The organism is Cupriavidus sp. U2 (assembly GCF_009663685.2).
GTDB lineage: Bacteria > Pseudomonadota > Gammaproteobacteria > Burkholderiales > Burkholderiaceae > Cupriavidus > Cupriavidus necator_C.
In genome coordinates this window covers 285,161-311,028 of the sequence record NZ_RCOG02000001.1, presented here as the reverse complement: position 1 = coordinate 311,028, position 25,868 = coordinate 285,161, and the positions used below count along the sequence as shown (strand labels likewise).

The window sequence follows — 25,868 nt, the reverse complement described above, 5'->3', positions numbered from 1 at the left end:
GGTCATGACCCCTACCGAAACGCCGGGGACCACCGCCCTGCGCCATCGCACCGTGTTGCTGGACGAGGCCGTCGACGCGCTCGTCTGGCGGCCCGACGGCGCCTATGTGGACGGCACCTTCGGAAGAGGCGGTCACAGCCGTGCCGTGCTGGCGCGGCTGGGGCCGGCCGGCAGCCTCGTCGCATTCGACAAGGATCCGGCAGCAATCGCAGAAGCGGGCACCATCGAGGATGCCCGCTTCTCCATTGAGCACGCGAGCTTTGCGGAGATGGGCGACCGGCTGGCCGGGCGCCCGCCCGTGGCTGGCGTGCTGCTCGACCTGGGCATCAGCTCGCCCCAGATCGACGAGGCGGCGAGGGGATTTTCCTTTCGTTTCGAGGGCCCGCTGGACATGCGCATGGACACCACGCGCGGCGTCACTGCAGCCGAATGGCTTGCACAGGCGGACGAGCAGGACATTGCCAGGGTGATACGAGACTATGGGGAAGAACGGTTTGCTGTACAGATTGCAAAGGCGATTGTTGCTCGCCGGAGCGAACCCGGCGATGGCGGACCTGTCGCCACTACTTCAGAGCTTGCCGCGCTCGTGGCGAAAACCGTCAAGACACGCGAGAAGGGTCAGGACCCTGCGACCCGCACCTTTCAAGCTCTACGGATTCACGTCAATCAAGAGCTTGCGGACCTCGAAAGAGGCCTGAAGGCGGCGTACGAGCTGCTGCAGGTCGGAGGCCGCCTCGTGGTGATCAGCTTTCACTCGCTCGAGGACCGCATCGTCAAGCGGTTCATGCAGGCGCACGCCCATCCGGACCGCGACGCGGACCCGGCGCTGCGCCGCGCGCCGCTGCGTGCCGCGGACCTGCCGCAGCCGACCATGAAGCTGCTGGGCCGCTTCAAGCCCGGCGCCCAGGAAGTGGCCGATAACCCGCGCGCGCGCTCGGCCGTGATGCGCGTGGCCGAAAAGCTCGGAGGCCGGCCGGCATGAACCGCCTGACCTTCTTCCTGCTTGCCGCGCTGATGCTGTGCGCGCTGTCGCTGGTGAGCGCCCAGCACCAGGCCCGCACGCTGTTCGTGGCGCTGGAGCGCGCGCAGACCGAGGAAAAGCAGCTCGACATCGACTGGTCGCGCCTGCAGTACCAGCAGAGTTCGCTCAGCAAGAGCGCGCGCATTGCCGATTCGGCGCGTGCGCAGCTGAAGATGGCGCCGGCCATGGCCGGCCGTACCCAATACCTGCAGGGCGTGGTGCTGCCTGACACCCCGCCCGATGCCCAGCAACCCGCCGGGGGACCCGCCAAATGAGCCTGGCCCGCCCGAGCCTGAACCGCGCCCGCGCCGGCAACAAGCCGCGTGGCGAGGCCGCGCGCCCGCGCACCGGCCAGTTCTCGGCCAGCCCGGTGCTGGGCCTGCGCCTGCCGATGTGGCGCTCGAAGTTCGTGGTGTTCCTGATGTTCGCCGCGTTCGTGGCACTGGCCGCGCGGGCGATGTGGATCCAGGGCCCGGGCAACCAGTTCTACGAGATGGAGGGCAAGAAGCGTTTTCAGCGCACGCTGGAACTGCCCGCCACGCGCGGCAAGATCCTGGATCGCAACGGCCTGGTGCTGGCCACCAGCCTGCCGGTCAAGGCGATCTGGGCCGTGCCCGAAGACGTGCCCGATCTCGATCCCCAGCGCATGCGCCAGCTGGCCAGGCTGCTGGACATGTCCGAGAAGGACCTGCGCGCCAAGTTCAATGAAGACAAGAGCTTTGTCTACCTGAAGCGCCAGGTGCTGCCCGACGCCGCCGACAAGATCGCCGCGCTCAAGATCGAGGGTGTGCACCAGACCCGCGAGTACAAGCGTTTCTACCCGGAAGGCGAGGCGATGGCGCACATCGTCGGCTTTACCAACGTCGAGGACAAGGGCCAGGAAGGCGTGGAACTGGCGCGCGAAAGCGTGCTGGCCGGCAGCCCCGGTGCGCGCCAGGTGATCAAGGACCGCCTGGGCCGCGTGGTGGAAGACGTTGGCATCCTGAAGACGCCGCGCGACGGCCAGGACATGCAGTTGTCGATCGACGCCAAGATCCAGTACCTGGCCTACAACGAGGTCAAGGCCGTGGTGGAGCGCAACAAGGCCAAGGCCGCCAGCGCGGTGGTGCTGGACGCCCAGACCGGCGAGGTGCTGGCGCTGGCCAACTGGCCCACCTACAACCCGAACGACCGCAGCCGCCTGTCGGGCGAACAGCTGCGCAACCGCGTGCTGACCGACACCTTCGAGCCCGGTTCGATGATGAAGCCGATCACCATCGGCCTGGCGCTGCAGCTGGGCCGCGTGACGCCGGCCACGACGGTGGTCACCACCGGCAAGTTCAACTTCGAAGGCGCCACGATCTCGGATACCCACAACTACGGCACGCTCACGGTGGGCGGCGTGATCCAGAAGTCCAGCAACATCGGCACGACCAAGATCGCGATGATGATGAAGCCGCAGGAGATGTGGGACATGTTCACCAGCGTGGGCCTGGGCCAGGCGCCGAAGATCGGCTTTCCGGGCGCGGTGGCTGGCCGCGTGCGGCCCTGGAAGAGCTGGCGCCCGATCGAGCAGGCCACCATGTCTTACGGCTACGGCCTGTCGGTGTCGCTGTTCCAGGTGGCGCACGCCTATACGATCTTTGCCCATGACGGCGAGCTGATTCCGGTGTCGATGTTCAAGACCAACGGCCCGGTCACCGGCGAACGCATCCTGACGCCCCAGATCGCGCGTGAAGTGCGCGGCATGCTGGAAACCGTGACCGCTCCGGGCGGCACCGCGCCGGAAGCGCAGGTGATGGGCTACCGCGTGGGCGGCAAGACCGGTACCGCATACAAGCACGTTGGCCGTGGCTATGACCGCAGCAAGTACCGCGCGTCGTTCATCGGCCTGGCGCCGATGTCGAACCCGCGCGTGATCGTGGCGGTCAGCGTCGATGAGCCGACCGCCGGCAGCCACTACGGCGGTGCCGTGGCCGGCCCGGTCTTCTCGGCCATCACCGGCGGCGCGCTGCGCTCGCTGAACGTCCAGCCCGATTCGCCGATCCGCCAGCTGATGGTCACCGACAAGGTCCAGGAAAGCGAACCACCGTGGAGCGCCACGCCATGACGGCCAAGCCGCTGCTCCCGCTCGAGGTGTCCACTCAGGCCAGCAACTCGCTGGCCTGGCTGCATTCGCACGCGCCGGCCGGTGCCAGGCTGACCGGCGATACGCGCCGCCTGCAGCCGGGCGACGTGTTCTTTGCCTACGTGCTGGGTAACGAACGCCTGGCGACCGACGGCCGTCCGCATATCGACAAGGCCATCGCCGCCGGCGCCTCGGCCGTGGTCTACGAGGCCGATGGCTTCGACTGGCCGCACGGCGACGCCGTGCCGCACCTGGCCGTGTCGCAACTGCACTGGCTGGCCGGCCCGATCGCGGCCGGCTGGTACGGCGTTGGCGCCCGCAACCTGGCCGTGACCGGCATCACGGGCACCAACGGCAAGACATCGTGCGCGCAGTGGCTGGCGCGCCTGCTGCAGGGCACCGGCACGCCGTGCGCGACGATCGGCACGCTGGGCACGGGCTTCCCCGATGCACTGCGCATCACCGGTTTCACCACGCCCGATGCCGTGCAGCTGCAGGCCAGTCTGGCCGAGTTGAACGATGCGGGCGCGCGCGCCATCGCCATGGAAGTGTCGTCGCACGGCCTGGAACAGGGCCGCGTGGCCGGCACCGCGTTTGGCGTGGCGGTGCTGACCAACCTGACGCAGGATCACCTCGACTACCACGGCACGATGGCCGAGTACGAGGCGGCCAAGGCGCTGCTGTTCCAGTGGGATGGCCTGCGCGCGGCCGTGATCAATCGCGACGACGCCATGGGCGGCCGCCTGCTGGCCGGCAATGCCGCCGCCGTCAGCGCGCCGCAGGTGATCGAATATGGCATCGACGGCAAGGCCGGTGCCTCCGCGGCACGCGGCCAGTGGCTGCGCGCCACCGATGTGCGCGCCACGGCCTCGGGCACGGCGTTCCATGTCGATGGCAGCTTCGGCAGCGCCGACGTGACCACGCCGATGATCGGCGCCTTCAACGTCAGCAATCTGCTGGCGGTGCTGGGTGCGGCACTGGCGCAGGGCGTGGCCTGGGATGCGGCGATTGCCGCCCTTCGCCAGCTGACGCCGGTCGATGGCCGCATGGAGCTGTTCGGCGGCCATGAGGCGCCGCTGGCCGTGGTCGACTACGCCCATACGCCCGACGCGCTGGTGCAGACGCTGACCGCGCTGCGCCCGGTGGCCGACGCCCGCCAGGGCCGGCTCTGGTGCGTATTCGGCTGCGGCGGCGACCGCGACGCCACCAAGCGCCCCCTGATGGGCGGCGTGGCCGAGCGCCTGGCCGATGACGTGGTGCTGACCAGCGACAATCCGCGCAGCGAAGATCCGCTCGATATCCTCGAACAGATCGCCGACGGCATGCAGGACCGCAGCCGCGTGCGGCTGATCGAAGACCGCGCCGCGGCCATTCTTTACGCAATCAAGCACGCCGCCCCGGCCGATGTGGTGCTCGTGGCCGGCAAGGGCCATGAAGCCACGCAGGAGATTCAGGGCCGCAAGCGGCCGTTCTCGGACCGCGAACATGTGCGCCTGACCCTGGGCACGCGGGGGGTGTCGGCATGAACGGACACCAGATGACGAATTTGCAGCAAGCCGCCGGCTGGATGGCCGGCGCGCGTATTTCCGGCGATGCCACGCGCACGTTTTCGCGCGTGCACACCGACAGCCGTACCGTACAGCCGGGCGATCTGTTCGTGGCGCTCAAGGGCGACCGCTTCGACGCCCATGACTTCCTGGCCGATGTGGTGGCGCGCGGCGCCGCCGCCGTGCTGGTGAGCCGCGACATCGACCTCGACGTGCCGGCGCTGATCGTGCCGGACACGCGCATCGGCCTGGGCGAACTGGGTGCCGGCTGGCGCCGCCAGTTCACGCCGCCGACGGTGGCCGTCACCGGCAGCAACGGCAAGACCACGGTCAAGGAAATGGTCGCGGCGATCTTTGCCGCGGCCGTGGGCGAGGACGACCGGCTGGCCACGGGCGGCAACCTGAACAACGATATCGGCCTGCCGCTGACGGTGCTGCGCCTGCGTGCACACCACAGGCTGGCGGTGCTGGAACTGGGCATGAACCATCCGGGCGAGACGGTCTACCTGGCGGCCATCGCCCAGCCGACCGTGGCCGTAATCACCAACGCGCAGCGCGAGCACCAGGAATTCATGGTCAGCGTGGAAGCGGTGGCCCACGAGCACGCCAGCGCCATCGCCGCGCTGCCCGCCGATGGCGTGGCGGTGTTCCCGGTGGATGCCGAAAGCGGCGGCGCGCATGCCGCGATCTGGCGCCAGGCGGCGGGCGCCCGCCGCGTGCTGGCGTTCGGTACCGACGCTTCGGCCGATGTGTGCGCGACCGTGACGCTGGACGACGGCGTGCAGGTGCTGCACGTGACGGCGCCAAACCAGAGCTTCGATCTGCGGCTGCAGCTGCTGGGCGCGCACAACGTGCGCAACGCGCTGGCCGCCACGGCCTGCGCGCTGGCGGCCGGGGTGGCGGTGGATGCGATCCAGCGCGGCATCGCGGGCTTCTCGGCCGTGAAGGGCCGCCTGCAGGTCAGGCACACGCCGGCCGGCACGGTGGTCATCGACGATACCTACAACGCGAATCCCGATTCCGTGCGCGCCGCCATCGACGTGCTGGCCGGGTTTGCCGCCCCGCGCGTGCTGGTGCTGGGCGACATGGGTGAAGTCGGCGACCAGGGCCCGGCGTTCCATGCCGAGATTGGCGCCTACGCGCGCGACCGCGGCATCGAGACGCTGTGGGCGCTGGGCGATCTGGCCACGCATGCCGTGCAGGCATACGGCCCGGGCGCGCGCCATTTTGCCGGTGCGGAAGCCCTGGCGCAGGCGCTGAAGGAAGACAAGGAGGGCGTGGTGGCTGGTGCGGCCGCCGTGCTCGTGAAGGGATCGCGCTTCATGCGCATGGAACGGATGGTCGATGCGCTGGTCGCATCCCCTTCCGCTCACTAAGAAAGACGAACGATGTTATTGGCACTGGCCCAGTGGCTGCAAAACGATTACAGCTTCCTGCGGGTCGTTAACTACCTGACCTTCCGCGCGGTGATGGCCAACCTCACCGCGCTGGTGATCGGCCTCGGTTTCGGGCCGTGGGTCATCCGTCGCCTGACCGAACTGAAGATCGGCCAGGCCGTGCGTACCATCGGCCCGCAGACGCACCTGGTCAAGTCCGGCACGCCCACCATGGGCGGCGTGCTGGTGCTGATCTCGATCTGCGTGTCGACGCTGCTCTGGTGCGACTGGGGCAACCGCTTCATCTGGGTGGTGCTGCTGGTGACGCTGGGCTACGGCGCCGTGGGCTGGGTCGACGACTATCGCAAGGTGGTGTATCGCGACCCGCGCGGCATGTCGAGCCGCGAGAAGTTCTTCTGGCAGACGCTGATTGGCCTGGTGGCTGCCGTGTACCTGGCGTTCTCGGTGACCGAGGCTAGCAACGTGCGGGTCTGGAGCCTGTTCCTGAGCTGGATCGAAGGCGGCATGTTCGCCGATGTGCCGTACAAGACGAACCTCATCGTCCCGTTCTTCAAGGAAATCAGCTACCCGCTGGGCGTGACCGGCTTCATCGTGCTGACGTACCTGGTGATCGTCGGCTCCAGCAACGCGGTGAACCTGACCGACGGGCTGGACGGCCTGGTGATCATGCCCGTGGTGCTGGTCGGGGGCGGCCTGGGCGTGTTCGCCTACGTGATGGGCAACGCGGTCTACAGCAAGTACCTGCTGTTCCCGCATATCCCGGGCGCCGGCGAACTGCTGATCTTCTGCTCGGCGATGGCCGGAGCGGGCCTGGCCTTCCTCTGGTTCAACGCGCACCCGGCGCGGGTGTTCATGGGCGATGTCGGCGCGCTGGCGCTGGGCGGCGCGCTGGGCACCATCGCCGTGATCGTGCGCCAGGAAATCGTGCTGTTCGTGATGGGTGGCATCTTCGTGGTGGAAACGCTGTCGGTGATGCTGCAGGTCACGTGGTTCAAGTTCACGAAGAAACGCCATGGCGAAGGCCGGCGCCTGTTCCGCATGGCGCCGCTGCACCACCACTTCGAACTGAGTGGCTGGAAGGAAACACAGGTCACCGTGCGGTTCTGGATCATCACGATGCTGCTGGTGCTGATTGGCCTGTCGACGCTGAAGCTGCGCTGAGCGTCCCCGAAAACTGAAGCTCTCTATATATAGGCAGGAAATCGAAGTGTTTGGCGTGTTGCAGAAACCTCATGTGCTGGTACTTGGCCTCGGTGAATCGGGGCTGGCCATGGCACGCTGGTGCGGCCTGAACGGCTGCCGCGTGCGCGTGGCCGACACACGCGAGGCGCCCGCCAACCTTGTCTTCCTCCAGGCCGAGCTGACCACGGCGCAGTTCGTGGGCGGCCCGTTCGCCGAAGGCCTGCTCGACGATATCGGCCTGGTGGCGATCAGCCCCGGCCTGTCGCCGCTGGAAGCCGGCACGAAGGCGCTGCTCGATGCGGCCCAGGCGCGCGGCATCCCGGTCTGCGGCGAGATCGAACTGTTCGCCCAGGCGCTGGGCTATCTGGAAGCCGCGTCGGGCTACGCGCCGCGCGTGCTGGCCATCACCGGCACCAACGGCAAGACCACCACCACGGCGCTGACCGGCCGGCTGATCGAGCGCGCGGGCAAGACCGTTGGCGTGGCCGGCAATATCAGCCCGTCGGCGCTGGACAAGCTGTCGGCCTGCATCGCCAGCGCCACGCTGCCCGATGTCTGGGTGCTGGAGCTGTCGAGCTTCCAGCTGGAATACACGTTTTCGCTGGCGCCCCACGCCGCGACGGTGCTCAACGTCACGCAGGATCACCTGGACTGGCACGGCAGCATGCAAGCCTACGCCGCCGCCAAGGCCCGCATCTTCGGCCCGGATGGCAAAGGCTGCGTACAGGTGCTGAACCGCCAGGACAAGCTGACGCTGGAGATGGCCCGTCCGGGCGCGACGCCGGTCACCTTCGGCACCGACCTGCCCGAGACCGTCGGCAGCTACGGCGTACTGCGCGACGGCGGCATGCCGTGGCTGATCGTGGCCGAGCCCGATACGGAAGCCGAACCGGAGCAGAAGCCGCGCCGCCGCAAGAAGGACGAGGCGGTCACGGAAGCCGTGCCGGTGCGCCACAAGCGACTGATGCCGGCCGATGCGCTGCATATCCGTGGCCTGCACAACGCCACCAACGCCATGGCGGCGCTGGCGCTGTGCCGGGCGATCGACCTGCCGCTGAACGCGCTGCTGCATGGCCTGCGCGAGTATCGCGGCGAGCCGCACCGCGTGGAGTGGGTGGCGACCATCGACGAGGTCGAGTATTTCGACGACAGCAAGGGCACCAATGTGGGCGCCACCGTGGCCGCGCTGAACGGGCTGGACAAGCGCGTGGTGCTGATCGCCGGCGGCGAAGGCAAGGGCCAGGACTTTTCTCCGCTGGCCGCGCCGGTGACGCAATATGCACGCGCCGTGGTGCTGATCGGCAAGGACGCCGGCGCCATCCGCGAGGCACTGGCCGCCACGGGCACGCAGATCGTTGACGCCGCCACGCTGGAAGAAGCGGTCGAGAAATCGGCGGGCCTGGCCGAATCGGGCGATGTCGTATTGCTGTCGCCGGCCTGTGCCAGCCTCGACATGTTCCGCAATTACGTGCATCGCGCGCAGGTGTTTCGCGGCGCGGTGGAAGAACTGGCCCTGTCCCGGGGGATCATGCCATGAGCGATTCGCAGGTCAAGCGCAGCGGATTCATCGGCGCCACCATCGGCAACGCCTGGGGTGGCCTGCGCGACGCGGTGTCGGGCGTCAAGCCAACCCGTTCGCGGATGATGGAGTACGACCAGCCCCTGCTGTGGGTGGCCATCGTGCTGCTGACGTTCGGCCTGGTGATGGTCTATTCGGCATCGATCGCGCTGCCCGACTCGCCGCGCTACGCCAACTACCGCGAGGCGCACTTCCTGGTGCGCCATGCGTTCGCGCTGTTCATCGGCCTGTCGGTGGGCCTGGCGGCGTTCCAGGTGCCGGTCAAGGTGTGGGACAAGTACGCGCCCAAGCTGTTCATCATCGCGCTGGTGCTGTTGGTGCTGGTGCTGGTGCCGTTCGTGGGCAAGGGCGTGAACGGCGCGCGGCGCTGGATTCCGCTGGGCGTGATGAACTTCCAGCCATCGGAACTGATGAAGCTGGCCGTGGTGCTGTACGCGGCCAACTACACGGTGCGCAAGCAGGAATGGATGCAGACCGTCAGCAAGGGCTTCCTGCCGATGGGCGTGGCGGTGGTGGTGGTGGGCATGCTGCTGCTTCTGGAACCCGACATGGGCGCGTTCCTGGTGATCGCGGCCGTGGCCATGGGCATCCTGTTCCTGGGCGGCATCAACGGCAAGCTGTTCGCGGGCCTGGTGGGCGTGGCCGTGGGCGCGTTCGCGCTGCTGATCACGGCGTCGCCCTGGCGCCGCGAGCGGATCTTCGCGTACCTGAACCCGTGGGAAGAGAGCAACGCGCTGGGCAAGGCGTATCAGCTGACGCACTCGCTGATCGCCTTCGGCCGTGGCGAATGGACGGGCGTGGGCCTGGGCGGCAGCATCGAGAAGCTGCACTACCTGCCCGAGGCGCATACCGACTTCATCCTGGCGGTGATCGGCGAGGAATTCGGCTTCATCGGCGTGCTGGTGATGATCGTGCTGTTCTACTGGCTGGTGCGCCGCTGCTTCAACATCGGCCGCACCGCGCTGCAGCTCGACCGCACGTTTGCCGGGCTGGTGGCCAAGGGCATTGGCGTGTGGGTCGGCTGGCAGACCTTCATCAACATGGGCGTGAACCTGGGCCTGCTGCCCACCAAGGGACTGACGCTGCCGCTGGTGAGCTACGGCGGCTCGGGCATCCTGATGAACTGCGTGGCGCTGGCGATCGTCCTGCGGATCGACTACGAAAATCGAGTGTTGATGCGCGGAGGGAAGGTATGACCGACCGCACCCTTCTCGTCATGGCTGGCGGCACCGGGGGACACGTGTTCCCGGGGCTGGCGGTCGCGCGCGCGCTGCGCGACGAGGGCTGGCGGGTGGTCTGGCTGGGCAATCGTTCGGGCATGGAAGCCACGCTGGTGCCCAAGCACGACATCCCGATGGAGTACATCCAGTTCGGTGGCCTGCGCGGCAAGGGTCTGGTGACCAAGCTGCTGCTGCCGCTGAACCTGCTGCGCGCGTTCTGGCAAAGCATCGGCGCGCTGCGCCGCGTGAAGCCCGACGTGGTGCTGGGCATGGGCGGCTACATCACGTTCCCGGCGGGGATGATGGCGTCGCTGCTGGGCCGCCCGCTGGTGCTGCACGAGCAGAATTCCATCGCCGGGCTGGCCAACAAGGTGCTGGCCAAGGTGGCGGACCGCGTGCTGTGCGCGTTCCCGGACGCGCTGCCGGACAGCGAATGGACCGGCAACCCGGTCCGCGCCGAACTGGCGGAGATCCCGGACCCGGCATCGCGCTACGAACAGCGCACCGGACCGCTGCGCATCCTGGTGGTGGGCGGCAGCCTCGGCGCGGCGGCACTGAACGACGTGGTGCCGAAGGCGCTGGCCTTGCTGCCCGAGGCCACCCGGCCGACGGTGAAGCATCAGGCGGGCGCGAAACAGATCGACCAGCTGCGCGCGAACTACGTGGCGGCGGGCGTGGCCGGCGAGACCGTGCCATTTATCGACGACATGGCGGCGGCCTACGCCGACGCCGACCTGGTCATCTGCCGCGCTGGCGCGATGACGGTCTCGGAAGTGGCGGCCGCCGGGGTGGCCGCGCTGTTCGTGCCGTTCCCGCACGCGGTGGACGATCACCAGACCACCAACGCCAGCTTCCTGTCGAAGCAGGGCGCGGCGTTGCTGGTGCAACAGAACGCATTGACCGCGGAGGGCCTGGCGCAAACGATCGCCGGTCTGGACCGCGGCCAGTTGAAGGACATGGCGCGCGCTGCGCGCAGCCTTGCAAAACCTGAGGCAACCCGGCGAGTGGCCGAGATCTGCCGTCAGATGGCGGGCGAAAAATGAAACGGAAGCAATGAAGCATATCGTCAAGAACATCCACTTCGTAGGCATTGGCGGGGCCGGCATGAGTGGCATCGCCGAGGTCCTGCTGAACCTGGGCTACAAGGTCTCGGGCTCCGACATGGGCAGCAACGCTGCCACGCGGCGCCTGGCCTCGCTGGGCGCCCGCGTGTGCCACGGCCATGACGCCGCCAACGTGGAAGGCGCCAACGCCGTGGTCGTGTCGACCGCCGTGACCCACGACAACCCGGAAGTGCTGGCCGCGCGCGCCAAGCGCATTCCGGTGGTGCCGCGCGCCGTGATGCTGGCCGAACTGATGCGCCTGAAGCAGGGCGTGGCCATCGCCGGCACGCACGGCAAGACCACGACCACCAGCCTGGTGGCGTCGGTGCTGGCCGAGGGCGGGCTCGACCCGACCTTCGTGATCGGCGGCCGGCTGAATTCGGCCGGTGCCAACGCGCGCCTGGGCACGGGCGACTTCATCGTCGCCGAGGCCGACGAGTCCGATGCGTCGTTCCTGAACCTGTTCCCGGTGATGGAAGTCATCACCAATATCGACGCCGACCACATGGACACGTACGGGCATGACTTTGCCCGTCTGAAGCAGGCGTTCGTGGAATTCACCCAGCGCCTGCCGTTCTACGGCATTGCCGTGCTGTGCGTGGATGACCCGAACGTGCGCGAGATCATGCCGTTCGTGTCCAAGCCCGTGGTGCGCTACGGCTTTGCCGAGGATGCCCAGATCCGCGCGGTCAATGCCCGCGCGGTGGACGGCCAGATGCATTTCACGGTGCTGCGCCAGCTCAACGGCCACGCGGAGCCGCCGCTGGACGTGGTGCTGAACCTGCCGGGCCTGCACAACGTGCAGAACGCGCTGGCCGCCATCGCCATCGCCACCGAACTGGAGGTGCCCGACGCCGCCATCGTCAAGGCGCTGCGCGAATTCCACGGTGTTGGCCGCCGCTTCCAGCGCTACGGCGAGGTGGCGACGCCCGATGGCGCCGGCACGTTCACGCTGGTGGACGACTACGGCCACCACCCGGTGGAAATGGCCGCCACGCTGGCCGCCGCGCGCGGTGCATTCCCGGACCGCCGGCTGGTGCTGGCCTTCCAGCCGCACCGGTACACGCGGACGCGCGACTGCTTCGAGGATTTCGTGAAGGTGCTCGGCACCGTCGACGCGCTGCTGCTGGCCGAGGTGTATGCGGCCGGCGAGGCGCCCATCGTGGCCGCCGACGGCCGCGCGCTGACCCGCGCGCTGCGGGTGGCCAACAAGGTAGAACCCGTTTTTGTGGAACAGATCGAAGACATGCCCCAATCGATCATGGATGCCGTGCGACCTGGCGATGTGGTCGTGACCATGGGTGCCGGCACGATCGGTGCGGTGCCGGGACAACTGGTGTCGCACCAGGCGGGAGGTCAGCAATGAGCTTCGTGGCGCATCCCAATATCGATCCGGAATCGCTGGGCAAGGTTGGCGTGCTGCTGGGCGGGCGCTCGGCCGAGCGCGAAATCTCGCTGATGTCCGGCAACGGCGTCCTGGCGGCACTGAAGTCGCGCGGCGTGGACGCCCACGCGTTCGACCCGGCGCTGCAGTCCGTGGCGGAACTGGCCGCGGCGAAGTTCGACCGCGTCTTCATCGCGCTGCATGGCCGTTACGGCGAGGACGGCACGATGCAGGGCCTGCTGGAACAGCTGGGCGTGCCCTATACGGGCAGCGGCGTGCTGGCGTCGGCGCTGGCCATGGACAAGCAGGCCACCAAGCGCCTGTGGATGACGCACGGCCTGGCCACGCCGCGCTTTGCGATGCTGTATGCCGATACCGATTTCGACGCCGTGGTGCGGGATCTGGGCCTGCCGCTGATCGTCAAGCCGGCCCGCGAGGGGTCGTCGATCGGCCTGACCAAGGTCACCGATGCCGGCCAGATGCGCGAGGCGTTCGAGAAGGCGGCGGGGCTCGATGCCGATGTCATCGCCGAGACGTTCATCGATGGCGACGAGCTGACCTGCCCGGTAGTGGGCGAGGGCGCAACGGCCGAAGCACTGCCCGTTATCAAGATTGTCGCGCCCGAGTCGAACTACGACTATCAAAATAAGTACTTTACTGACGTTACCCAATACCTGTGCCCGTCAACTTTGCCTGAGGCACTGGAGAACGAAGTGCGGGCGCTGGCCGTCGAAGCGTTTCGCGTGCTGGGTTGCCGTGGCTGGGCCCGTGCGGACGTCATGCTGACCCGCGACGGCCGCCCGCATCTGCTCGAAATGAATACGTCGCCCGGCATGACCGGCCATTCGCTCGTGCCGATGGCGGCGCGCGCGGCGGGCATCAGCTACGAGGATTTCGTGATGCAGGTGCTGGCCGCCGCGACGCTTGACCTGCATCCGAACGAGCACTGGAAACCCGAATAACCGCATCACCAACGGCTGACCGCCCCACCAAACGACCATGTGGCACAACGCGCGCCTGCTCAACCTGATCGCCTCAGCGCTCTATGCGCTGGTGGCGCTCATGGCGCTTGGCGCCGGCCTGTTGTGGCTGGCGCAGCGGCCCGTGTTCGCCATTACCCACGTGGAACTGACGTCGCTGGACGGCAGCCAGCTGCGCCACGTGAACGCGCCGAGCGTGCGGGCCAACGCGCTGAACAAGCTGTCGGGCAATTTCTTCACGCTCGACCTGAACGCGGCGCGCCAGGCGTTCGAGTCGGTGCCCTGGGTGCGCCATGCCAGCGTGCGGCGCGAATGGCCGAACGGCCTGGCGGTACAGGTGGAAGAGCACGAGGCGCTGGGCACGTGGGGCGGGCCGGACAGCGGCCGGCTGATCAATACCTACGGCGAGGTATTCGTGGCCAACACGGCCGAAGCCGAGGAAGACGCCCAGTTGCTGGCGCTGGACGGCCCGCCGGACAGCGAGGAAGACGTGGTCGAGAAGCTGGAGACCATGCGCGAGTGGTTCAAGCCGATCAAGGCCGAACCGCTGGCCGTGGCCCTTTCCAGCCGCTATGCGTGGCGGGCGAAGCTGTCCAACGGCACGGTGATCGAGTTCGGGCGCGAGCAGAACGACGAGGATCGCGCCGCCATGGAGGCGCGGGTCAAGCGTTTCGTGGCGTCGTGGCCGCAGTTGACCCAGCAGTGGGGCAAGCAGATCGAGTACGCCGACCTGCGGTATCCCAACGGTTTTGCCATCCGCACGGCCAGCGTGCGCTTCCTGACCGATGCCCAGGCGCAGGCGGCGGCCAAGGCAGCGGCCAAGGCGGCAGCGGGTGCGGCAGGTTCCCAAGCGGCTTCGGCCGGCAACACCAACAACAATCCGACGCGACTCAAGAGTAAGAACGCGGAGAAAACTCGATGAGCAAGGAATACAAGGACCTTCTGGTCGGTCTCGACATCGGCACCTCGAAGGTGGCGGCCGTGGTGGCGGAACTGCGCCCCGACGGCAGCTATGAGGTCATCGGGATGGGCCAGTCAGAGTCCAAGGGTTTGAAGAAGGGGGTCGTGGTCAACATCGAGGCCACCGTGCAGTCGATCCAGCGGGCGCTGGAAGAGGCCGAACTGATGGCCGATTGCAAGATTGCCGAGGTGTTCACGGGCATTGCCGGCAGCCATATCCGCAGCTTCAACTCCAGCGGCATGGTGGCGATCAAGGACAAGGAGGTCACGCAGACGGACGTGGCCCGCGTGATCGAGACCGCCAAGGCGGTGAACATCCCGACCGACCAGCAGATCCTGCACATCCTGACGCAGGAATTCATCATCGACGGCCAGGAAGACGTGCGCGAGCCCATCGGCATGAGCGGCATCCGCCTGGAAGTGAAGGTGCATATCGTCACGGGCGCGGTCAGCGCGGCGCAGAACATCGTCAAGTGCGTGCGCCGTTGCGGGCTGGAAGTGCATGACCTGATCCTGCAGCCGCTGGCGTCGAGCCTGGCGGTGCTGACCGAGGACGAGAAGGAACTGGGCGTGGTGCTGGTCGACATCGGCGGCGGCACCACCGACATCGCCATCTTCAGCGAGGGCGCGATCCGCCATACGGCCGTGATCCCCATCGCCGGGGACCAGATCACCAACGACATCGCCATGGCGCTGCGCACGCCGACGCCCGATGCCGAGGACATCAAGATGCAGTACGGCATTGCCAAGCAGGCGATTGCCGACCCGGAAGACATGATCGAGGTGCCCGGCGTGGGCGACCGCGGCACGCGCACGCTGAGCCGCCAGGCGCTGGCCGCCGTGATCGAGCCGCGTATCGAGGAGCTGTATTCGCTGGTGCACCAGGTGGTGCGCGAGTCGGGCTACGAGGAGCTGCTGTCGTCGGGCGTGGTGATTACCGGCGGTACGGCGATGATGCCGGGCATGGTCGAGCTGGGCGAGGACATTTTCCTGAAGCCGGTGCGCGTGGGCGTGCCCGAGTACCGCGGCAATCTGCACGAAGTCGTGAAGAGTCCGCGCTATTCGACCGTTATGGGTCTGCTGCAGGAAGGCTGCGTGCAGCGCATGCGCGGCCGCAAGGTGGCCGTGCAGAGCGGCCAGGTGAAGCAGGTGTGGACCCGCATGAAGGAATGGTTTGTCGGCAACTTCTGAGCCGCAAGCTTGTCAGGACTTTTTTAAGTGTGACGATCCTGTTGCAGTCAGCCGAACGGATCGTGGCACGTTGAGCAGGTCAAGCAGTTTTGCTGCGGTATTGGCTACTCATTTTTTGATGGTTTCTTGTTCAGAAACCAAGGGTTGCGGCGGGGAGGCTGCAGCGTTTGGGGACTGATTTTTCTCGGAGGCAGTGATGGACTTTGACATGATCGAAACGGAGATTCAGGACGGCACCATCATCAAGGTGGTGGGCGTGGGCGGTGCAGGCGGCAACGCCGTGCAGCACATGATCAGCCGTGGCGTGCAGGGCGTGGAATTCATCTGCATGAACACCGATGCCCAGGCGCTGAAGCGTTCGAGCGCATCGCGCGTGCTGCAGCTTGGCAATTCCGGGCTGGGTGCCGGCGCCAAGCCTGAAGTGGGCCGCAACTGCGCGGAGCAGGCGCGCGAACAGATCGCCGATTCGCTGCGCGGCGCCCACATGGTCTTCATCACTGCCGGCATGGGCGGCGGTACCGGTACCGGTGCTGCGCCGATCGTGGCGCAGGTGGCCAAGGAAATGGGCATCCTGACCGTGGGCGTGGTCAGCAAGCCGTTCGACTTCGAAGGCGCGCGCCGCGCCAAGGTGGCCGAACATGGCTCGGGCGAGCTGGAATCGTCGGTGGACTCGCTGATCGTTGTGCTCAACGAGAAGCTGTTCGAAGTGATGGGCGACGACGCCGAGATGGACAAGTGCTTCCAGTGCGCCGATGACGTGCTGCACAACGCCGTGGCCGGTATCGCCGAGATCATCAATGTCGATGGTCTGGTGAACGTCGACTTCGAAGACGTGAAGACGGTGATGGGCGAGCAGGGCAAGGCCATGATGGGCACGGCAACCGTGTCGGGCGTGGATCGCGCCCGCCTGGCGGCCGAGCAGGCCGTGGCCAGCCCGCTGCTGGAAGGCGTGGACCTGTCCGGCGCGCGTGGCGTGCTGGTCAACATCACGGCCAGCCGTTCGCTGAAGCTGTCGGAAACCAAGGAAGTCATGAACACGATCCGCAGCTATGCCGCGGAAGACGCGACCGTGATCTTCGGTACGGTGTACGACGACTCGATGGGTGACGCCCTGCGCGTGACCGTGGTGGCCACGGGCCTGGGCCGTTCGGCCAAGAAGCAGCAGCCGATGACGCTGCTGAAGACCGGCACGGACAACATCCCGGTGCAGATGATGGCAGGCCTGACGGCCGCGCCGGCCCATGCATCGCCGGACTACAGCAACCTGGATACCCCGGCGGTGTGGCGCAGTTCGCGTGAGTCGGCATCGGCTCACGTGGCGGCGTTGCAAGAAAAGGGTGTGGATACGTACGACATCCCGGCCTTCCTGCGCAAGCAGGCAGACTAAGTTGGGAACCGGCAGGGCAGCGGCATCCGCCGCGCGCCTGGCAGGCTGTCAGCGGTCCGTCACGCATCGCCTGGGCGCTCCCTATCCGCCCGGCGTTTGCCTGGACTGACGTCACCCGTCAGTGCGTGCGGCTGCGCCGCGCCACGCCACATGTTGTCCGTCGCATCCCGTTGCCGGGCAGGCAGGCCATCGGCCGCCTCCCCGGACTGGTTTCCCGCCCCCGGCGGCGGGATGTCTCCGTCCGCGCGGCGCGTTTACCCAACGCGCCGCGCGGCGTTTCGAATCCCAGGTAATTCCTGCTGCACCCGCATGCCGCGCCGCTTGGTGGCGACGGCATCCGCCCCTATGATGCAGGCAGGTTTTTCCGATACACGCCAGACACCACGCTGGAGGATTGTCCAAAATGATCGCCGTTGGCCAGCGCGTCCCCGACGCCACGTTGTACGAATTCTTTGAAACCGAGACCGGCGGCTGCGCGCTGGGCCCCAACGCCTTTCCGGTGGCCGAACTGGTCAAGGGCAAGAAGATCGTGGTGTTTGGCCTGCCCGGCGCATTCACACCCACCTGCTCGGCCAAGCATGTGCCAGGGTTCGTCAAGCTCAACGACCAGCTGCGCGCGGCCGGCGTGGACGAGGTCTGGTGCCATTCGGTCAACGACGCCTTCGTGATGGGCGCCTGGGGCCGCGAGCAGAAGACCGACGGAAAGGTCCGCATGATGGCCGACGGTGCCGCACAGTGGGCAAAGGCGCTCGGCCTGGACCAGGACCTGAGCCAGCGCGGCCTGGGCGTGCGCGCCAAGCGTTATGCCATGGTCATCGACGATGGCGTGGTGACGCATCTGGCCGTGGAAGAACCGGGCGAATTCAAGGTCAGCAGCGCCGAAGCCGTTCTGGAAGCGTTGCGCGCCTGACACGAAGCGTGTCAGTAGAAGTGATTTTTTGGGCGCTTGATTAACATTGCATAACACCCGGACACAAAGTGGTGCAGCGCAATACATCCAGTAATGGTAGTATCGCGTTATTGGAAATTACGCCCAATAGCTTTTAATAATAGTTGAGGCCGTCATGCTCAAACAGCGCACTATCAAATCCGTGGTGAAGACGGTCGGCATCGGTTTGCACTCGGGTCGCAAGGTGACGCTGTCGCTGAGGCCGGCCCCTGCCGATACCGGCATCGTCTTCACGCGCGTCGATCTGCCCGAAGCGGTAGAAATTCCGGTGGCCGCCAGCGCCATCGGCGACACCCGTCTGGCGTCGGTCCTGCAGAAGGACGGCGCCCGCGTTTCGACGGTCGAGCACCTGATGTCGGCATGCGCCGGCCTGGGCATCGACAACCTCTACGTCGACGTCGACGCCGAGGAAATCCCGATCATGGACGGCAGCGCGGCTTCGTTCGTATTCCTGCTGCAGTCCGCGGGCATCGAGGAGCAGCCGGCCGCCAAGCGTTTCATCCGCGTCAAGAAGGCGGTGGAAGTGCGCGAGGGCGACAAGCTGGCCCGCCTGGAGCCGTTCTTCGGTTTCAAGCTCGCGTTCACGATCGACTTCCGCCATCCGGCGGTGGACAAGACCGGCCAGACGTTCTCGATCGACTTTGCCGATACGAGCTATGTCCGCGAGATCGCGCGTGCCCGCACGTTCGGCTTTGCCCACGAGGTGGAAGCGTTGCGCGAGATGGGCCTGGCCCGTGGCGGCAGCCTGGACAACGCGATCGTGCTCGACGAGCACCGCATGCTGAACAACGAGGAACTGCGCTACGGCGACGAGTTCGTGCGTCACAAGATCCTCGACGCCATTGGCGATCTGTACGTGGTGGGCCATCCGCTGATTGGCTCGTACGTTGCCCACAAGTCGGGCCACGGCCTGAACAACCAGCTGCTGCGCGCACTGCTGGCGGATCAGGAAGCGTACGAGATCGTGACCTTCGACAAGGTCGAGGAAGCGCCGACGGCCTTCCTGCCGCAGGCGCAACCGGCCTTTGCCTGATCGTCCATAGCCGTTCCACCAGATTGAAAAACCCCCGTTCGTGAGAGCGGGGGTTTTTTGTTGGGATCGCCGATCAGGCCGGCAACGGTTTCGCAGGTTTGGGGCCTGCTAGGGCCAGCACGATACCCAGGGCGACACCGAGCAATGCCGCAAACAGGATCTGGGAATCGGGGGGCAGCAGAAAGGTCAGCCCATGGGCGGGAATCCAGAAAAACGGAATGGTCTTCTTGAACACGAAGCCCCACTGCGTCTGCCAGTCGAGCGCCTTCAGGTGTTCCGCGACGGCAATCGGCCGGTACAGCGACCGCAACGATCCCTGATAGCGGACGATATGCATGTCCGTGACCTTGTGGGCGGTCATCATGACCGGCGAGAAGGTCAGGTTCAGCAAGGTGCTGATGATCAGGGCGCCCGCCAGTTTGAGCATCGTGAAACCGCCCGCCATGGCCGCGACGATGCCGTCGATGCCCAGGTATTCCGCAAAATAGGGCGATCCGACGGCAAAGACCTTGAACGCCATGCTGATGAACAGGCCGAGAATCCCCCAGACGACCATTCTCGGCAGGATGCCGAACCCCTTCCTCAGATAATGCCCGGTGCGAATGCGCTGCCCGATGACCTCGCCCAACGTCGCCAGCACGCCAAACTTGATAAATGCCATGACCATGCCGTGCTGCCCGTTGAAGCGCTTGTAGGCATCGAGCCATTCCGGGAACACGGCGAACGGCAGAAGTATCAGGCAGAGCAGCGCGACCAGCGCCAGATCCTGTGTTTTCATGGGATAGCCTCGAATCCAGCCTTAATTGGGCTTACTTCAGGTATCGCTCGGTCAGTGCGCACCAGTATGCGGCGGCAGGCACCAGGCATTTGTCGTTGAAGTCATAACCGGGGTTATGCACCATGCAATAGCCCGGCTCGTCGCCGCCGCCGATCAGCATGTAGCTGCCATTCGGATTGGCCTCCAGCATGAACGCAAAATCCTCGCTGCCGGGTAGCTGGGGCGCGTCGGTATGGACCTTGTTCCTGCCAAACACGTCCTGCGCGACCTCGGCGGCGAACTCGGTGGCGTGGTCGTCATTGACCAGCACCGGGCTGCCGTTCACATGAAAGACTTCGGCGGTAGCGCCAAAACTCTGCGCCTGCAGCTGGGCGACTTCGCCGATCCGCTTTAGCAGCAGGGTGCGGATGGACGGATTCAACGACCGGACGCTCAGTTTCATGAGGGCCTTGGCGTTGATAATGTTTGGCGCCTCTCCGGACTGGATGCTGCCGATGGTGATAACCGCCGCCTCGAACGGCGACACATTACGCGAGACAATGGTTTGCAGCGCGGTGCCGATATGGCAGGCAACCAGCGTGGCATCGACCGCTTTCTCCGGAATCGCACCATGCCCGCCGACCCCGGTAATCTCGATATGCAAGGTGTCGGACGATGCCATGAATGCGCCCTTCCTGAAATAGAATTCGCATTCCTTGAATCCCGGCATGTTATGCATGGCGAAAATCGCATCGCAGGGAAACTGCTCGAACAATCCGTCATGCACCATGACCTTGCCACCGTAAAGCAATTCCTCGGCGGGCTGGAAAATCAGATGCAGGGTGCCGTCGAAATTCCGGCTCTTTGCCAGATATTCCGCCGCACATAACAGAATCGCGGTATGTCCGTCATGGCCGCACCCGTGGAATTTGCCAGGAACGGTGCTGCTCCATTCCTTTTGACTGTTTTCGGTCATCGGCAAGGCGTCCATATCGGCGCGGATGCCCAGGCGCCTGTTGCCATTGCCCACCTTCAGCGTGCCGACCACGCCGGTCCGCGCCAAGCCGCGATGCACCTCGTAGCCCCAGCCTTTTAGCATTTCTGCTACGAGATCACTGGTCCGGGTTTCCTCGAATCCGATTTCCGGGTGTTGGTGGATCTGGCGCCGAATTCGGATAAATCTGTCTTCGCTTTCGGAAATGGCTTTCAGAATGCGCTGGTACATGATGTTTCTCCTTTGGACAATGCAAAGGGTCGTGATGTACGCCCGAGGCCATTCTATGAGCCCGAAAGCATGATCAAATTGCCCGGCGTCATGGTTTTGCCGACAGCGGGTTCGATGCGCGGGCCAGCGCCGGTACATCAAAATCGCGGGGAAATATCAGGATTTGCGATGACCGTCGCATCTGCCCGATTGGCGCAACGATGCGGGATTATCGTGATGGGCTCGACTGAAGCGTTTTGGGGCTTTCGGTCTTCAGCGGTGACGCGCCAGCAATGCCTGCACGGCATCCTTCAGCGGCGAATCCTCGAGGGTGCGCGCCAGCGCGTCCATGCTCTGCATGCCGGCTGGCGACAGATTCTGCGTGCGCGGCTTGCGCTCGACCGGCTCGGTGTCCCAGTCGCCGCGTCCCACCTCGGGTTGTACCCGTACCCGGATTGCAGTAACCTGCGAGCCTCGTTGTTGCAACCGGGAAAGCAATGTGGGCACCACTTGCCTGACCCGTGCGGCGGCCGCGCCATGGGCGGCCAGCAACAGCAGCGTCTGCTCCGCCTGCGGGCCCCGGTTGTCGGTCTTGATGCCGCCCACCGCAATGCCGCTGCGCAGGGCCGGTGGCAGCAACGCAAAGACTTCCGCTTCCAGTGACGCCAGTTGCCGCGCGGTCTGCATCAGCGCGGAAACCGGGCCGGACTTGGCCAGCCAATCATTGAGAGGCTTGGCGTTCGGGGTCTGGTGAGCGTGGTGGGTGAACAAGCGCATGCAAGCATTCTAGCGCGCAATCCTTGCCCGTCCGAGAGCCGGGATGCGATGCCTGCAAGCGCGCCGGTGCCTCGATGGCGCCGTCCTTTGGGAATTGGGGAACGGTCATGCAGATCATCGTGCTGCATCCGCGCGAGCCGCGGGTGTTTCGCTTCCAGTTGACGCGGGCGCGCGTCGTGCTCTTCGGCCTGGCGCTGTGCGCGCTGGTGGCGGCGGCCTCGTCGGGTTTGACCTGGCTGGTTGCCCGCAACGCGTCGGCGCCGGAAATCACCCGACAGGCGCGGGACAATGCGTACTTGCGCGAGAACCTGGCCGTGATGGCCACCCGGCTGGGCGAACTGCAGGCCCAGATGGTGCGCCTGGACGCGCTCGGCGAGCGCGTGTCCGGCCTGGCCGGCATCTCCCCCCAGGATTTCGATTTCCGCCATCGCCCGGCGCGCGGCGGCCCGGCCCACCCCGCACAGTCCAGCGACCTCACGATGCCCGAGCTTAGCGACGAACTGGCGCGGCTGGGCCGCCAGGCCGACCATCGCGTCGACTATTTCGACGTGATCGAGACCGCGCTGATGGATCGCCAGTTGCATGAGCGCCGTCAGCCCAGCGTGCTGCCGGTGGCGTCGGGCTACGATGGATCGAGCTTCGGCGCGCGCATCGATCCCTTTAGCGGCCGCCGCTCGCAGCACGATGGCGTGGATTTCGTCGCGCCGGCCGGCACGCCGGTCGTGGCCGCTGCCGGCGGGGTGGTGGTGGCCTCGGAATGGCATCACGAGTACGGCAACATGATCGATATCGACCATGGCAACGGCCTCAAGACCCGCTACGCCCACGCGTCGAAAGTGCTGGTCAAGGCCGGCGACCTGGTCCGGCCGGGCCAGCCGATCGCCCGCGTGGGCAGCACGGGCCGCTCCACAGGGGCGCACCTGCATTTCGAGGTCCATGTGAACGGCGTGCCACGCAACCCGGGCGGCTTCCTGAGCGCCGCGATGCCGGCGTCGGCGCAGCTCCCCCTGGCGGCTGCCCCTGCGCCGGCCGACCGGCGCGCCATCCGATGACGCCACCGGCCGCCATCGGGCCGGATGCCCGGAACATTGAAGCCGCCGCGTCTGTCCCAACCTGCTGTACGGGCCGCCAGTCAATGGGGCCGGGCGGTTGCACCTGTACAGAAACTGTGCTGGTGACAGGTCCGGTCAGGACATCGGCACATGATAAACTCGGCGTTTTGCGCCAATCTACCCATTCCTCGCGCGGATTTGGCGGGTCTCGTACCGGTCTGCCGCGCAGGTGAAAGCACTCGATGATCACGGGCCTTCTCAAGAAAGTCTTCGGCAGCCGCAATGAGCGGCTGATCAAACAATATCGCCGCACGGTCACGCAGATCAACGCGCTCGAGCCGAAGTTCGAGGTGCTTTCGGACGACGAACTGCGTGGCATGACCGAGACGTTCCGCCAGCGCCATGCCGCCGGCGAATCGCTCGAATCCCTGCTGCCCGAAGCCTTTGCCGTGTGCCGCGAAGCCAGCAAGCGCGTCATGAAGATGCGCCACTTCGACGTGCAGATGATTGGCGGCATGGTGCTGAACGACAACAAGATCGCCGAAATGCGAACCGGCGAAGGCAAGACGCTGACCGCCACGCTGCCCGTGTACCTGAACGCGCTGACCGGCAAGGGTGTGCACGTGGTGACGGTGAACGACTACCTGGCCCAGCGTGACGCCGAGTGGATGGGGCGCCTGTACAACTTCCTGGGGCTGTCGGTGGGTGTGAACCTGTCGCAGATGCCGCACGACCAGAAGCAGGTGGCCTACAACGCCGACATCACGTACGGCACGAACAACGAGTTCGGCTTCGACTACCTGCGCGACAACATGGTCTACGACCCGTCGCAGCGCGTGCAGCGCCCGCTGCACTACGCGATCGTCGACGAAGTGGACTCGATCCTGATCGATGAGGCGCGTACGCCGCTGATCATCTCGGGCCAGGCCGAGAACCAGACCGACCTCTACCAGCGCATGAACGGCATTCCGAAGCTGCTCGAGCGCCAGATCGGCGAGGAAAAGGCCGACGGCACGGGCGTCGAGAAGCCCGGTGACTACTACGTGGACGAAAAGGGCCACCAGGTCTACCTGACCGAGGCCGGCCACGAGAAGGCCGAGCAGATCCTGGCCGCGCAAGGGCTGATCGGCGAGGGCGAATCGCTCTACGCGCCGCAGAACATCACGCTGATGCACCATCTGTACGCCGCCCTGCGTGCGCAAAGCCTGTTCCATCGCGACCAGCACTACGTGGTGCAGAACGACGAAGTGGTGATCGTCGACGAATTCACGGGCCGCCTGATGACGGGCCGCCGCTGGTCGGACGGCCTGCACCAGGCCGTGGAAGCCAAGGAAGGCGTGACGATCCAGCAGGAAAACCAGACGCTGGCCACCATCACGTTCCAGAACTACTTCCGCATGTACGAGAAGCTGGCCGGCATGACCGGCACGGCGGATACCGAAGCGTACGAATTCCAGGAAATCTACGGCCTGGAAGTGGTTGTGATCCCGACCAACCGCCAGGCCCAGCGCAAGGACCTGCAGGACCAGATCTACAAGACGTCGAAGGAACGCTACGACGCCGTGGTGCGCGATATCCGCGACTGCTACGAGCGTGGACAGCCGGTGCTGGTGGGTACGACGTCGATCGAGACGTCCGAGTACCTGTCAGACCTCCTGAACAAGGAAAAGCTGCCGCACCAGGTGCTGAACGCCAAGCAGCACGAGCGCGAAGCCGAGATCGTGGCGCAGGCCGGCCGGCCGAAGATGATCACGATCGCCACGAACATGGCCGGTCGCGGTACCGACATCGTGCTGGGCGGCAACGTCGAGAAGCAAGCGGGCTTCATCCAGGCCGACCCGAACCTGTCGGATGCCGAGAAGGCCGCCAGGATCGCGCAGCTCGAAGGGGAATGGCAGTCGCTGCACGAGCAGGTCAAGGCATCCGGCGGCCTGCATATCGTGGGCACCGAGCGCCACGAGTCGCGCCGGATCGACAACCAGCTGCGGGGCCGTGCCGGCCGCCAGGGCGACCCGGGTTCGTCGCGCTTCTACCTGTCGCTGGACGACCAGCTGCTGCGCATCTTCGCCGGCGATCGCGTGCGCGCGATCATGGAACGCCTGAAGATGCCCGAGGGCGAGCCGATCGAGGCCGGCATCGTCACGCGTTCGATCGAATCGGCGCAGCGCAAGGTGGAAGGCCGCAACTTCGACATCCGCAAGCAGCTGCTGCAGTACGACGACGTTGCCAACGACCAGCGCAAGGAAATCTACAAGCTCCGTAACGACGTGCTGGAGGCCAAGGACGTCGGCGACATGGTAGCGAACCTGCGCGAAAGCGTGATCGTGGAAATGTTCCGCGACTACGTGCCCGCCGAAAGCATGGAAGAGCAATGGGATATCGCCGGGCTGGAGCAGCGTCTGCGTGACGACTGGAGCCTGGACGTGCCGCTGGCCAAGACCATCGAGGGCGCCCAGAGCATCGAGGACGAGGAGCTGCTGAACCTGATCCTGAAGACCGCGCGCGAGACCTACGACGCCAAGGTGGAACAGGTTGGCCGCGATTCGTTTGCGGGCTTCGAGCGGTCGGTCATGCTGCAAAGCATCGACACGCACTGGCGCGAGCACCTGGCCGCGCTGGATCACCTGCGCCAGGGTATTCACCTGCGCGGCTACGCGCAGAAGGACCCGAAGCAGGAATACAAGCGCGAGTCGTTCGAATTGTTCGCCCGCCTGCTGGACGTCATCAAGAACGAAGTCACGCGCGTGGTGTTCAACGTGCAGATCCAGTCGCCGGAGCAGCTGGAGCAGGCATCCGAGGAAATCGAGGAAGGCCTGTCGCACCTGGCCAACGTGCAGTACAAGCACGACGAATTCGCCGACGGCGGCGAGCCGGTGGAAGAGGCGTCGCCGCGCAGCAGCACGGCCGCCGCCGCGATGGCCGCGATGGGCGGCGACGTGGCGCTGGCCGGCATGCCCAAGGTTGGCCGCAACGACCCCTGCCCGTGCGGATCGGGCAAGAAGTTCAAGCAGTGCCACGGCAAGCTGAGCTGAAGCTGG

Annotated in this window: 21 protein-coding genes; 18 read left to right on the top strand and 3 right to left on the bottom strand. The window is 66.1% G+C overall.

Annotation, left to right across the window (positions count from 1 at the left end; all coding sequences use genetic code 11):
- Nucleotides 1-4: 4 nt before the first annotated feature.
- From rsmH to lpxC, 16 genes are all read left to right on the top strand, one after another.
- The gene (gene rsmH, locus D9X30_RS01440) at nt 5-982 is read left to right on the top strand and encodes a 16S rRNA (cytosine(1402)-N(4))-methyltransferase RsmH (RefSeq protein WP_153947183.1); all 978 of its coding nucleotides are present in this window, start codon (nt 5-7) and stop codon (nt 980-982) included.
- Nucleotides 979-1,296 carry a cell division protein FtsL gene (ftsL, locus tag D9X30_RS01435; protein ID WP_092601229.1) on the top strand — a complete coding sequence of 106 codons (318 nt, stop codon included), beginning with the start codon at nt 979-981 and terminating at the stop codon, nt 1,294-1,296. The genes rsmH and ftsL overlap by 4 nt, the downstream gene beginning before the upstream one ends.
- A complete protein-coding gene (locus tag D9X30_RS01430; protein WP_153947184.1) occupies nt 1,293-3,110 on the top strand; it encodes a peptidoglycan D,D-transpeptidase FtsI family protein in 1,818 nt (605 codons plus the stop codon). Before ftsL ends, D9X30_RS01430 begins: the two co-directional genes overlap by 4 nt.
- Nucleotides 3,107-4,654, top strand: a complete 1,548-nt coding sequence (locus tag D9X30_RS01425; RefSeq protein ID WP_153947185.1) for a UDP-N-acetylmuramoyl-L-alanyl-D-glutamate--2,6-diaminopimelate ligase — start codon at nt 3,107-3,109, stop codon at nt 4,652-4,654. Before D9X30_RS01430 ends, D9X30_RS01425 begins: the two co-directional genes overlap by 4 nt.
- Entirely contained in the window at nt 4,651-6,051 is a 1,401-nt protein-coding gene (locus D9X30_RS01420; protein ID WP_153947186.1) for a UDP-N-acetylmuramoyl-tripeptide--D-alanyl-D-alanine ligase, read from the top strand. Before D9X30_RS01425 ends, D9X30_RS01420 begins: the two co-directional genes overlap by 4 nt.
- 12 nt (nt 6,052-6,063) lie before the next feature.
- Nucleotides 6,064-7,233, top strand: a complete 1,170-nt coding sequence (gene mraY, locus D9X30_RS01415) for a phospho-N-acetylmuramoyl-pentapeptide-transferase (protein ID WP_153947187.1) — start codon at nt 6,064-6,066, stop codon at nt 7,231-7,233.
- 46 nt (nt 7,234-7,279) lie between these two features.
- Nucleotides 7,280-8,791: a UDP-N-acetylmuramoyl-L-alanine--D-glutamate ligase gene (murD, locus tag D9X30_RS01410; RefSeq protein WP_249640851.1), complete on the top strand. Its 1,512-nt coding sequence runs from the start codon at nt 7,280-7,282 to the stop codon at nt 8,789-8,791.
- Nucleotides 8,788-10,029, top strand: coding sequence for a putative lipid II flippase FtsW (gene ftsW, locus D9X30_RS01405; RefSeq protein ID WP_092601237.1), 1,242 nt, complete (start codon nt 8,788-8,790; stop codon nt 10,027-10,029). The genes murD and ftsW overlap by 4 nt, the downstream gene beginning before the upstream one ends.
- Nucleotides 10,026-11,096 carry an undecaprenyldiphospho-muramoylpentapeptide beta-N-acetylglucosaminyltransferase gene (gene murG / locus D9X30_RS01400; protein WP_153947189.1) on the top strand — a complete coding sequence of 357 codons (1,071 nt, stop codon included), beginning with the start codon at nt 10,026-10,028 and terminating at the stop codon, nt 11,094-11,096. Before ftsW ends, murG begins: the two co-directional genes overlap by 4 nt.
- Nucleotides 11,097-11,106: 10 nt before the next feature.
- Nucleotides 11,107-12,522, top strand: coding sequence for a UDP-N-acetylmuramate--L-alanine ligase (gene murC / locus D9X30_RS01395; protein WP_153947190.1), 1,416 nt, complete (start codon nt 11,107-11,109; stop codon nt 12,520-12,522).
- Nucleotides 12,519-13,502: a D-alanine--D-alanine ligase gene (locus D9X30_RS01390; protein WP_153947191.1), complete on the top strand. Its 984-nt coding sequence runs from the start codon at nt 12,519-12,521 to the stop codon at nt 13,500-13,502. The genes murC and D9X30_RS01390 overlap by 4 nt, the downstream gene beginning before the upstream one ends.
- A 37-nt stretch (nt 13,503-13,539) precedes the next feature.
- The gene (locus D9X30_RS01385) at nt 13,540-14,442 is read left to right on the top strand and encodes a cell division protein FtsQ/DivIB (protein WP_153947192.1); all 903 of its coding nucleotides are present in this window, start codon (nt 13,540-13,542) and stop codon (nt 14,440-14,442) included.
- On the top strand, nt 14,439-15,671 hold the full coding sequence (gene ftsA, locus D9X30_RS01380; protein WP_061955279.1) for a cell division protein FtsA: 1,233 nt from the start codon (nt 14,439-14,441) through the stop codon (nt 15,669-15,671). The genes D9X30_RS01385 and ftsA overlap by 4 nt, the downstream gene beginning before the upstream one ends.
- A gap of 196 nt (nt 15,672-15,867) precedes the next feature.
- Nucleotides 15,868-17,058, top strand: coding sequence for a cell division protein FtsZ (gene ftsZ / locus D9X30_RS01375; RefSeq protein ID WP_092601247.1), 1,191 nt, complete (start codon nt 15,868-15,870; stop codon nt 17,056-17,058).
- A 403-nt stretch (nt 17,059-17,461) separates the two neighbouring features.
- Entirely contained in the window at nt 17,462-17,968 is a 507-nt protein-coding gene (locus D9X30_RS01370; protein WP_153947193.1) for a peroxiredoxin, read from the top strand.
- Between the two features lie 154 nt (nt 17,969-18,122).
- Entirely contained in the window at nt 18,123-19,040 is a 918-nt protein-coding gene (gene lpxC / locus D9X30_RS01365) for a UDP-3-O-acyl-N-acetylglucosamine deacetylase (RefSeq protein ID WP_153947194.1), read from the top strand.
- 73 nt (nt 19,041-19,113) lie between these two features.
- Here lpxC and D9X30_RS01360 read toward each other — a convergent pair whose 3' ends face one another.
- The 3 genes from D9X30_RS01360 to D9X30_RS01350 form a co-directional block, all read right to left on the bottom strand.
- Nucleotides 19,114-19,818 (bottom strand): hypothetical protein, encoded by a 705-nt coding sequence (locus tag D9X30_RS01360; protein ID WP_153947195.1) that lies wholly within the window; start codon nt 19,816-19,818, stop codon nt 19,114-19,116.
- 31 nt (nt 19,819-19,849) lie between these two features.
- Nucleotides 19,850-21,022 (bottom strand): M20 aminoacylase family protein, encoded by a 1,173-nt coding sequence (locus D9X30_RS01355; protein WP_153947196.1) that lies wholly within the window; start codon nt 21,020-21,022, stop codon nt 19,850-19,852.
- A 252-nt stretch (nt 21,023-21,274) separates the two neighbouring features.
- The gene (locus D9X30_RS01350) at nt 21,275-21,778 is read right to left on the bottom strand and encodes a DciA family protein (protein ID WP_153947197.1); all 504 of its coding nucleotides are present in this window, start codon (nt 21,776-21,778) and stop codon (nt 21,275-21,277) included.
- A gap of 107 nt (nt 21,779-21,885) precedes the next feature.
- Between D9X30_RS01350 and D9X30_RS01345 the strand changes: the two genes are divergently transcribed.
- Nucleotides 21,886-22,830 carry a M23 family metallopeptidase gene (locus D9X30_RS01345; RefSeq protein WP_153947198.1) on the top strand — a complete coding sequence of 315 codons (945 nt, stop codon included), beginning with the start codon at nt 21,886-21,888 and terminating at the stop codon, nt 22,828-22,830.
- 242 nt (nt 22,831-23,072) lie between these two features.
- On the top strand, nt 23,073-25,862 hold the full coding sequence (secA, locus tag D9X30_RS01340; protein WP_153947199.1) for a preprotein translocase subunit SecA: 2,790 nt from the start codon (nt 23,073-23,075) through the stop codon (nt 25,860-25,862).
- Nucleotides 25,863-25,868: the final 6 nt, after the last annotated feature.

What these genes read in the sequence shown, in the direction of transcription:
- D9X30_RS01420 (WP_153947186.1), top strand. Translation starts at nt 4,651, where the DNA reads ATGAACGGACACCAGATGACGAATTTGCAGCAAGCCGCCGGCTGGATG.
- D9X30_RS01425 (WP_153947185.1), top strand. Translation starts at nt 3,107, where the DNA reads ATGACGGCCAAGCCGCTGCTCCCGCTCGAGGTGTCCACTCAGGCCAGC.
- murC (WP_153947190.1), top strand. Translation starts at nt 11,107, where the DNA reads ATGAAGCATATCGTCAAGAACATCCACTTCGTAGGCATTGGCGGGGCC.
- murG (WP_153947189.1), top strand. Translation starts at nt 10,026, where the DNA reads ATGACCGACCGCACCCTTCTCGTCATGGCTGGCGGCACCGGGGGACAC.
- D9X30_RS01350 (WP_153947197.1), bottom strand. Translation starts at nt 21,778, where the DNA reads ATGCGCTTGTTCACCCACCACGCTCACCAGACCCCGAACGCCAAGCCT.
- mraY (WP_153947187.1), top strand. Translation starts at nt 6,064, where the DNA reads ATGTTATTGGCACTGGCCCAGTGGCTGCAAAACGATTACAGCTTCCTG.
- D9X30_RS01385 (WP_153947192.1), top strand. Translation starts at nt 13,540, where the DNA reads ATGTGGCACAACGCGCGCCTGCTCAACCTGATCGCCTCAGCGCTCTAT.
- ftsL (WP_092601229.1), top strand. Translation starts at nt 979, where the DNA reads ATGAACCGCCTGACCTTCTTCCTGCTTGCCGCGCTGATGCTGTGCGCG.
- rsmH (WP_153947183.1), top strand. Translation starts at nt 5, where the DNA reads ATGACCCCTACCGAAACGCCGGGGACCACCGCCCTGCGCCATCGCACC.
- ftsZ (WP_092601247.1), top strand. Translation starts at nt 15,868, where the DNA reads ATGGACTTTGACATGATCGAAACGGAGATTCAGGACGGCACCATCATC.
- secA (WP_153947199.1), top strand. Translation starts at nt 23,073, where the DNA reads ATGATCACGGGCCTTCTCAAGAAAGTCTTCGGCAGCCGCAATGAGCGG.
- ftsW (WP_092601237.1), top strand. Translation starts at nt 8,788, where the DNA reads ATGAGCGATTCGCAGGTCAAGCGCAGCGGATTCATCGGCGCCACCATC.
- ftsA (WP_061955279.1), top strand. Translation starts at nt 14,439, where the DNA reads ATGAGCAAGGAATACAAGGACCTTCTGGTCGGTCTCGACATCGGCACC.
- lpxC (WP_153947194.1), top strand. Translation starts at nt 18,123, where the DNA reads ATGCTCAAACAGCGCACTATCAAATCCGTGGTGAAGACGGTCGGCATC.
- D9X30_RS01370 (WP_153947193.1), top strand. Translation starts at nt 17,462, where the DNA reads ATGATCGCCGTTGGCCAGCGCGTCCCCGACGCCACGTTGTACGAATTC.
- D9X30_RS01345 (WP_153947198.1), top strand. Translation starts at nt 21,886, where the DNA reads ATGCAGATCATCGTGCTGCATCCGCGCGAGCCGCGGGTGTTTCGCTTC.
- D9X30_RS01360 (WP_153947195.1), bottom strand. Translation starts at nt 19,818, where the DNA reads ATGAAAACACAGGATCTGGCGCTGGTCGCGCTGCTCTGCCTGATACTT.
- D9X30_RS01390 (WP_153947191.1), top strand. Translation starts at nt 12,519, where the DNA reads ATGAGCTTCGTGGCGCATCCCAATATCGATCCGGAATCGCTGGGCAAG.
- D9X30_RS01355 (WP_153947196.1), bottom strand. Translation starts at nt 21,022, where the DNA reads ATGTACCAGCGCATTCTGAAAGCCATTTCCGAAAGCGAAGACAGATTT.
- D9X30_RS01430 (WP_153947184.1), top strand. Translation starts at nt 1,293, where the DNA reads ATGAGCCTGGCCCGCCCGAGCCTGAACCGCGCCCGCGCCGGCAACAAG.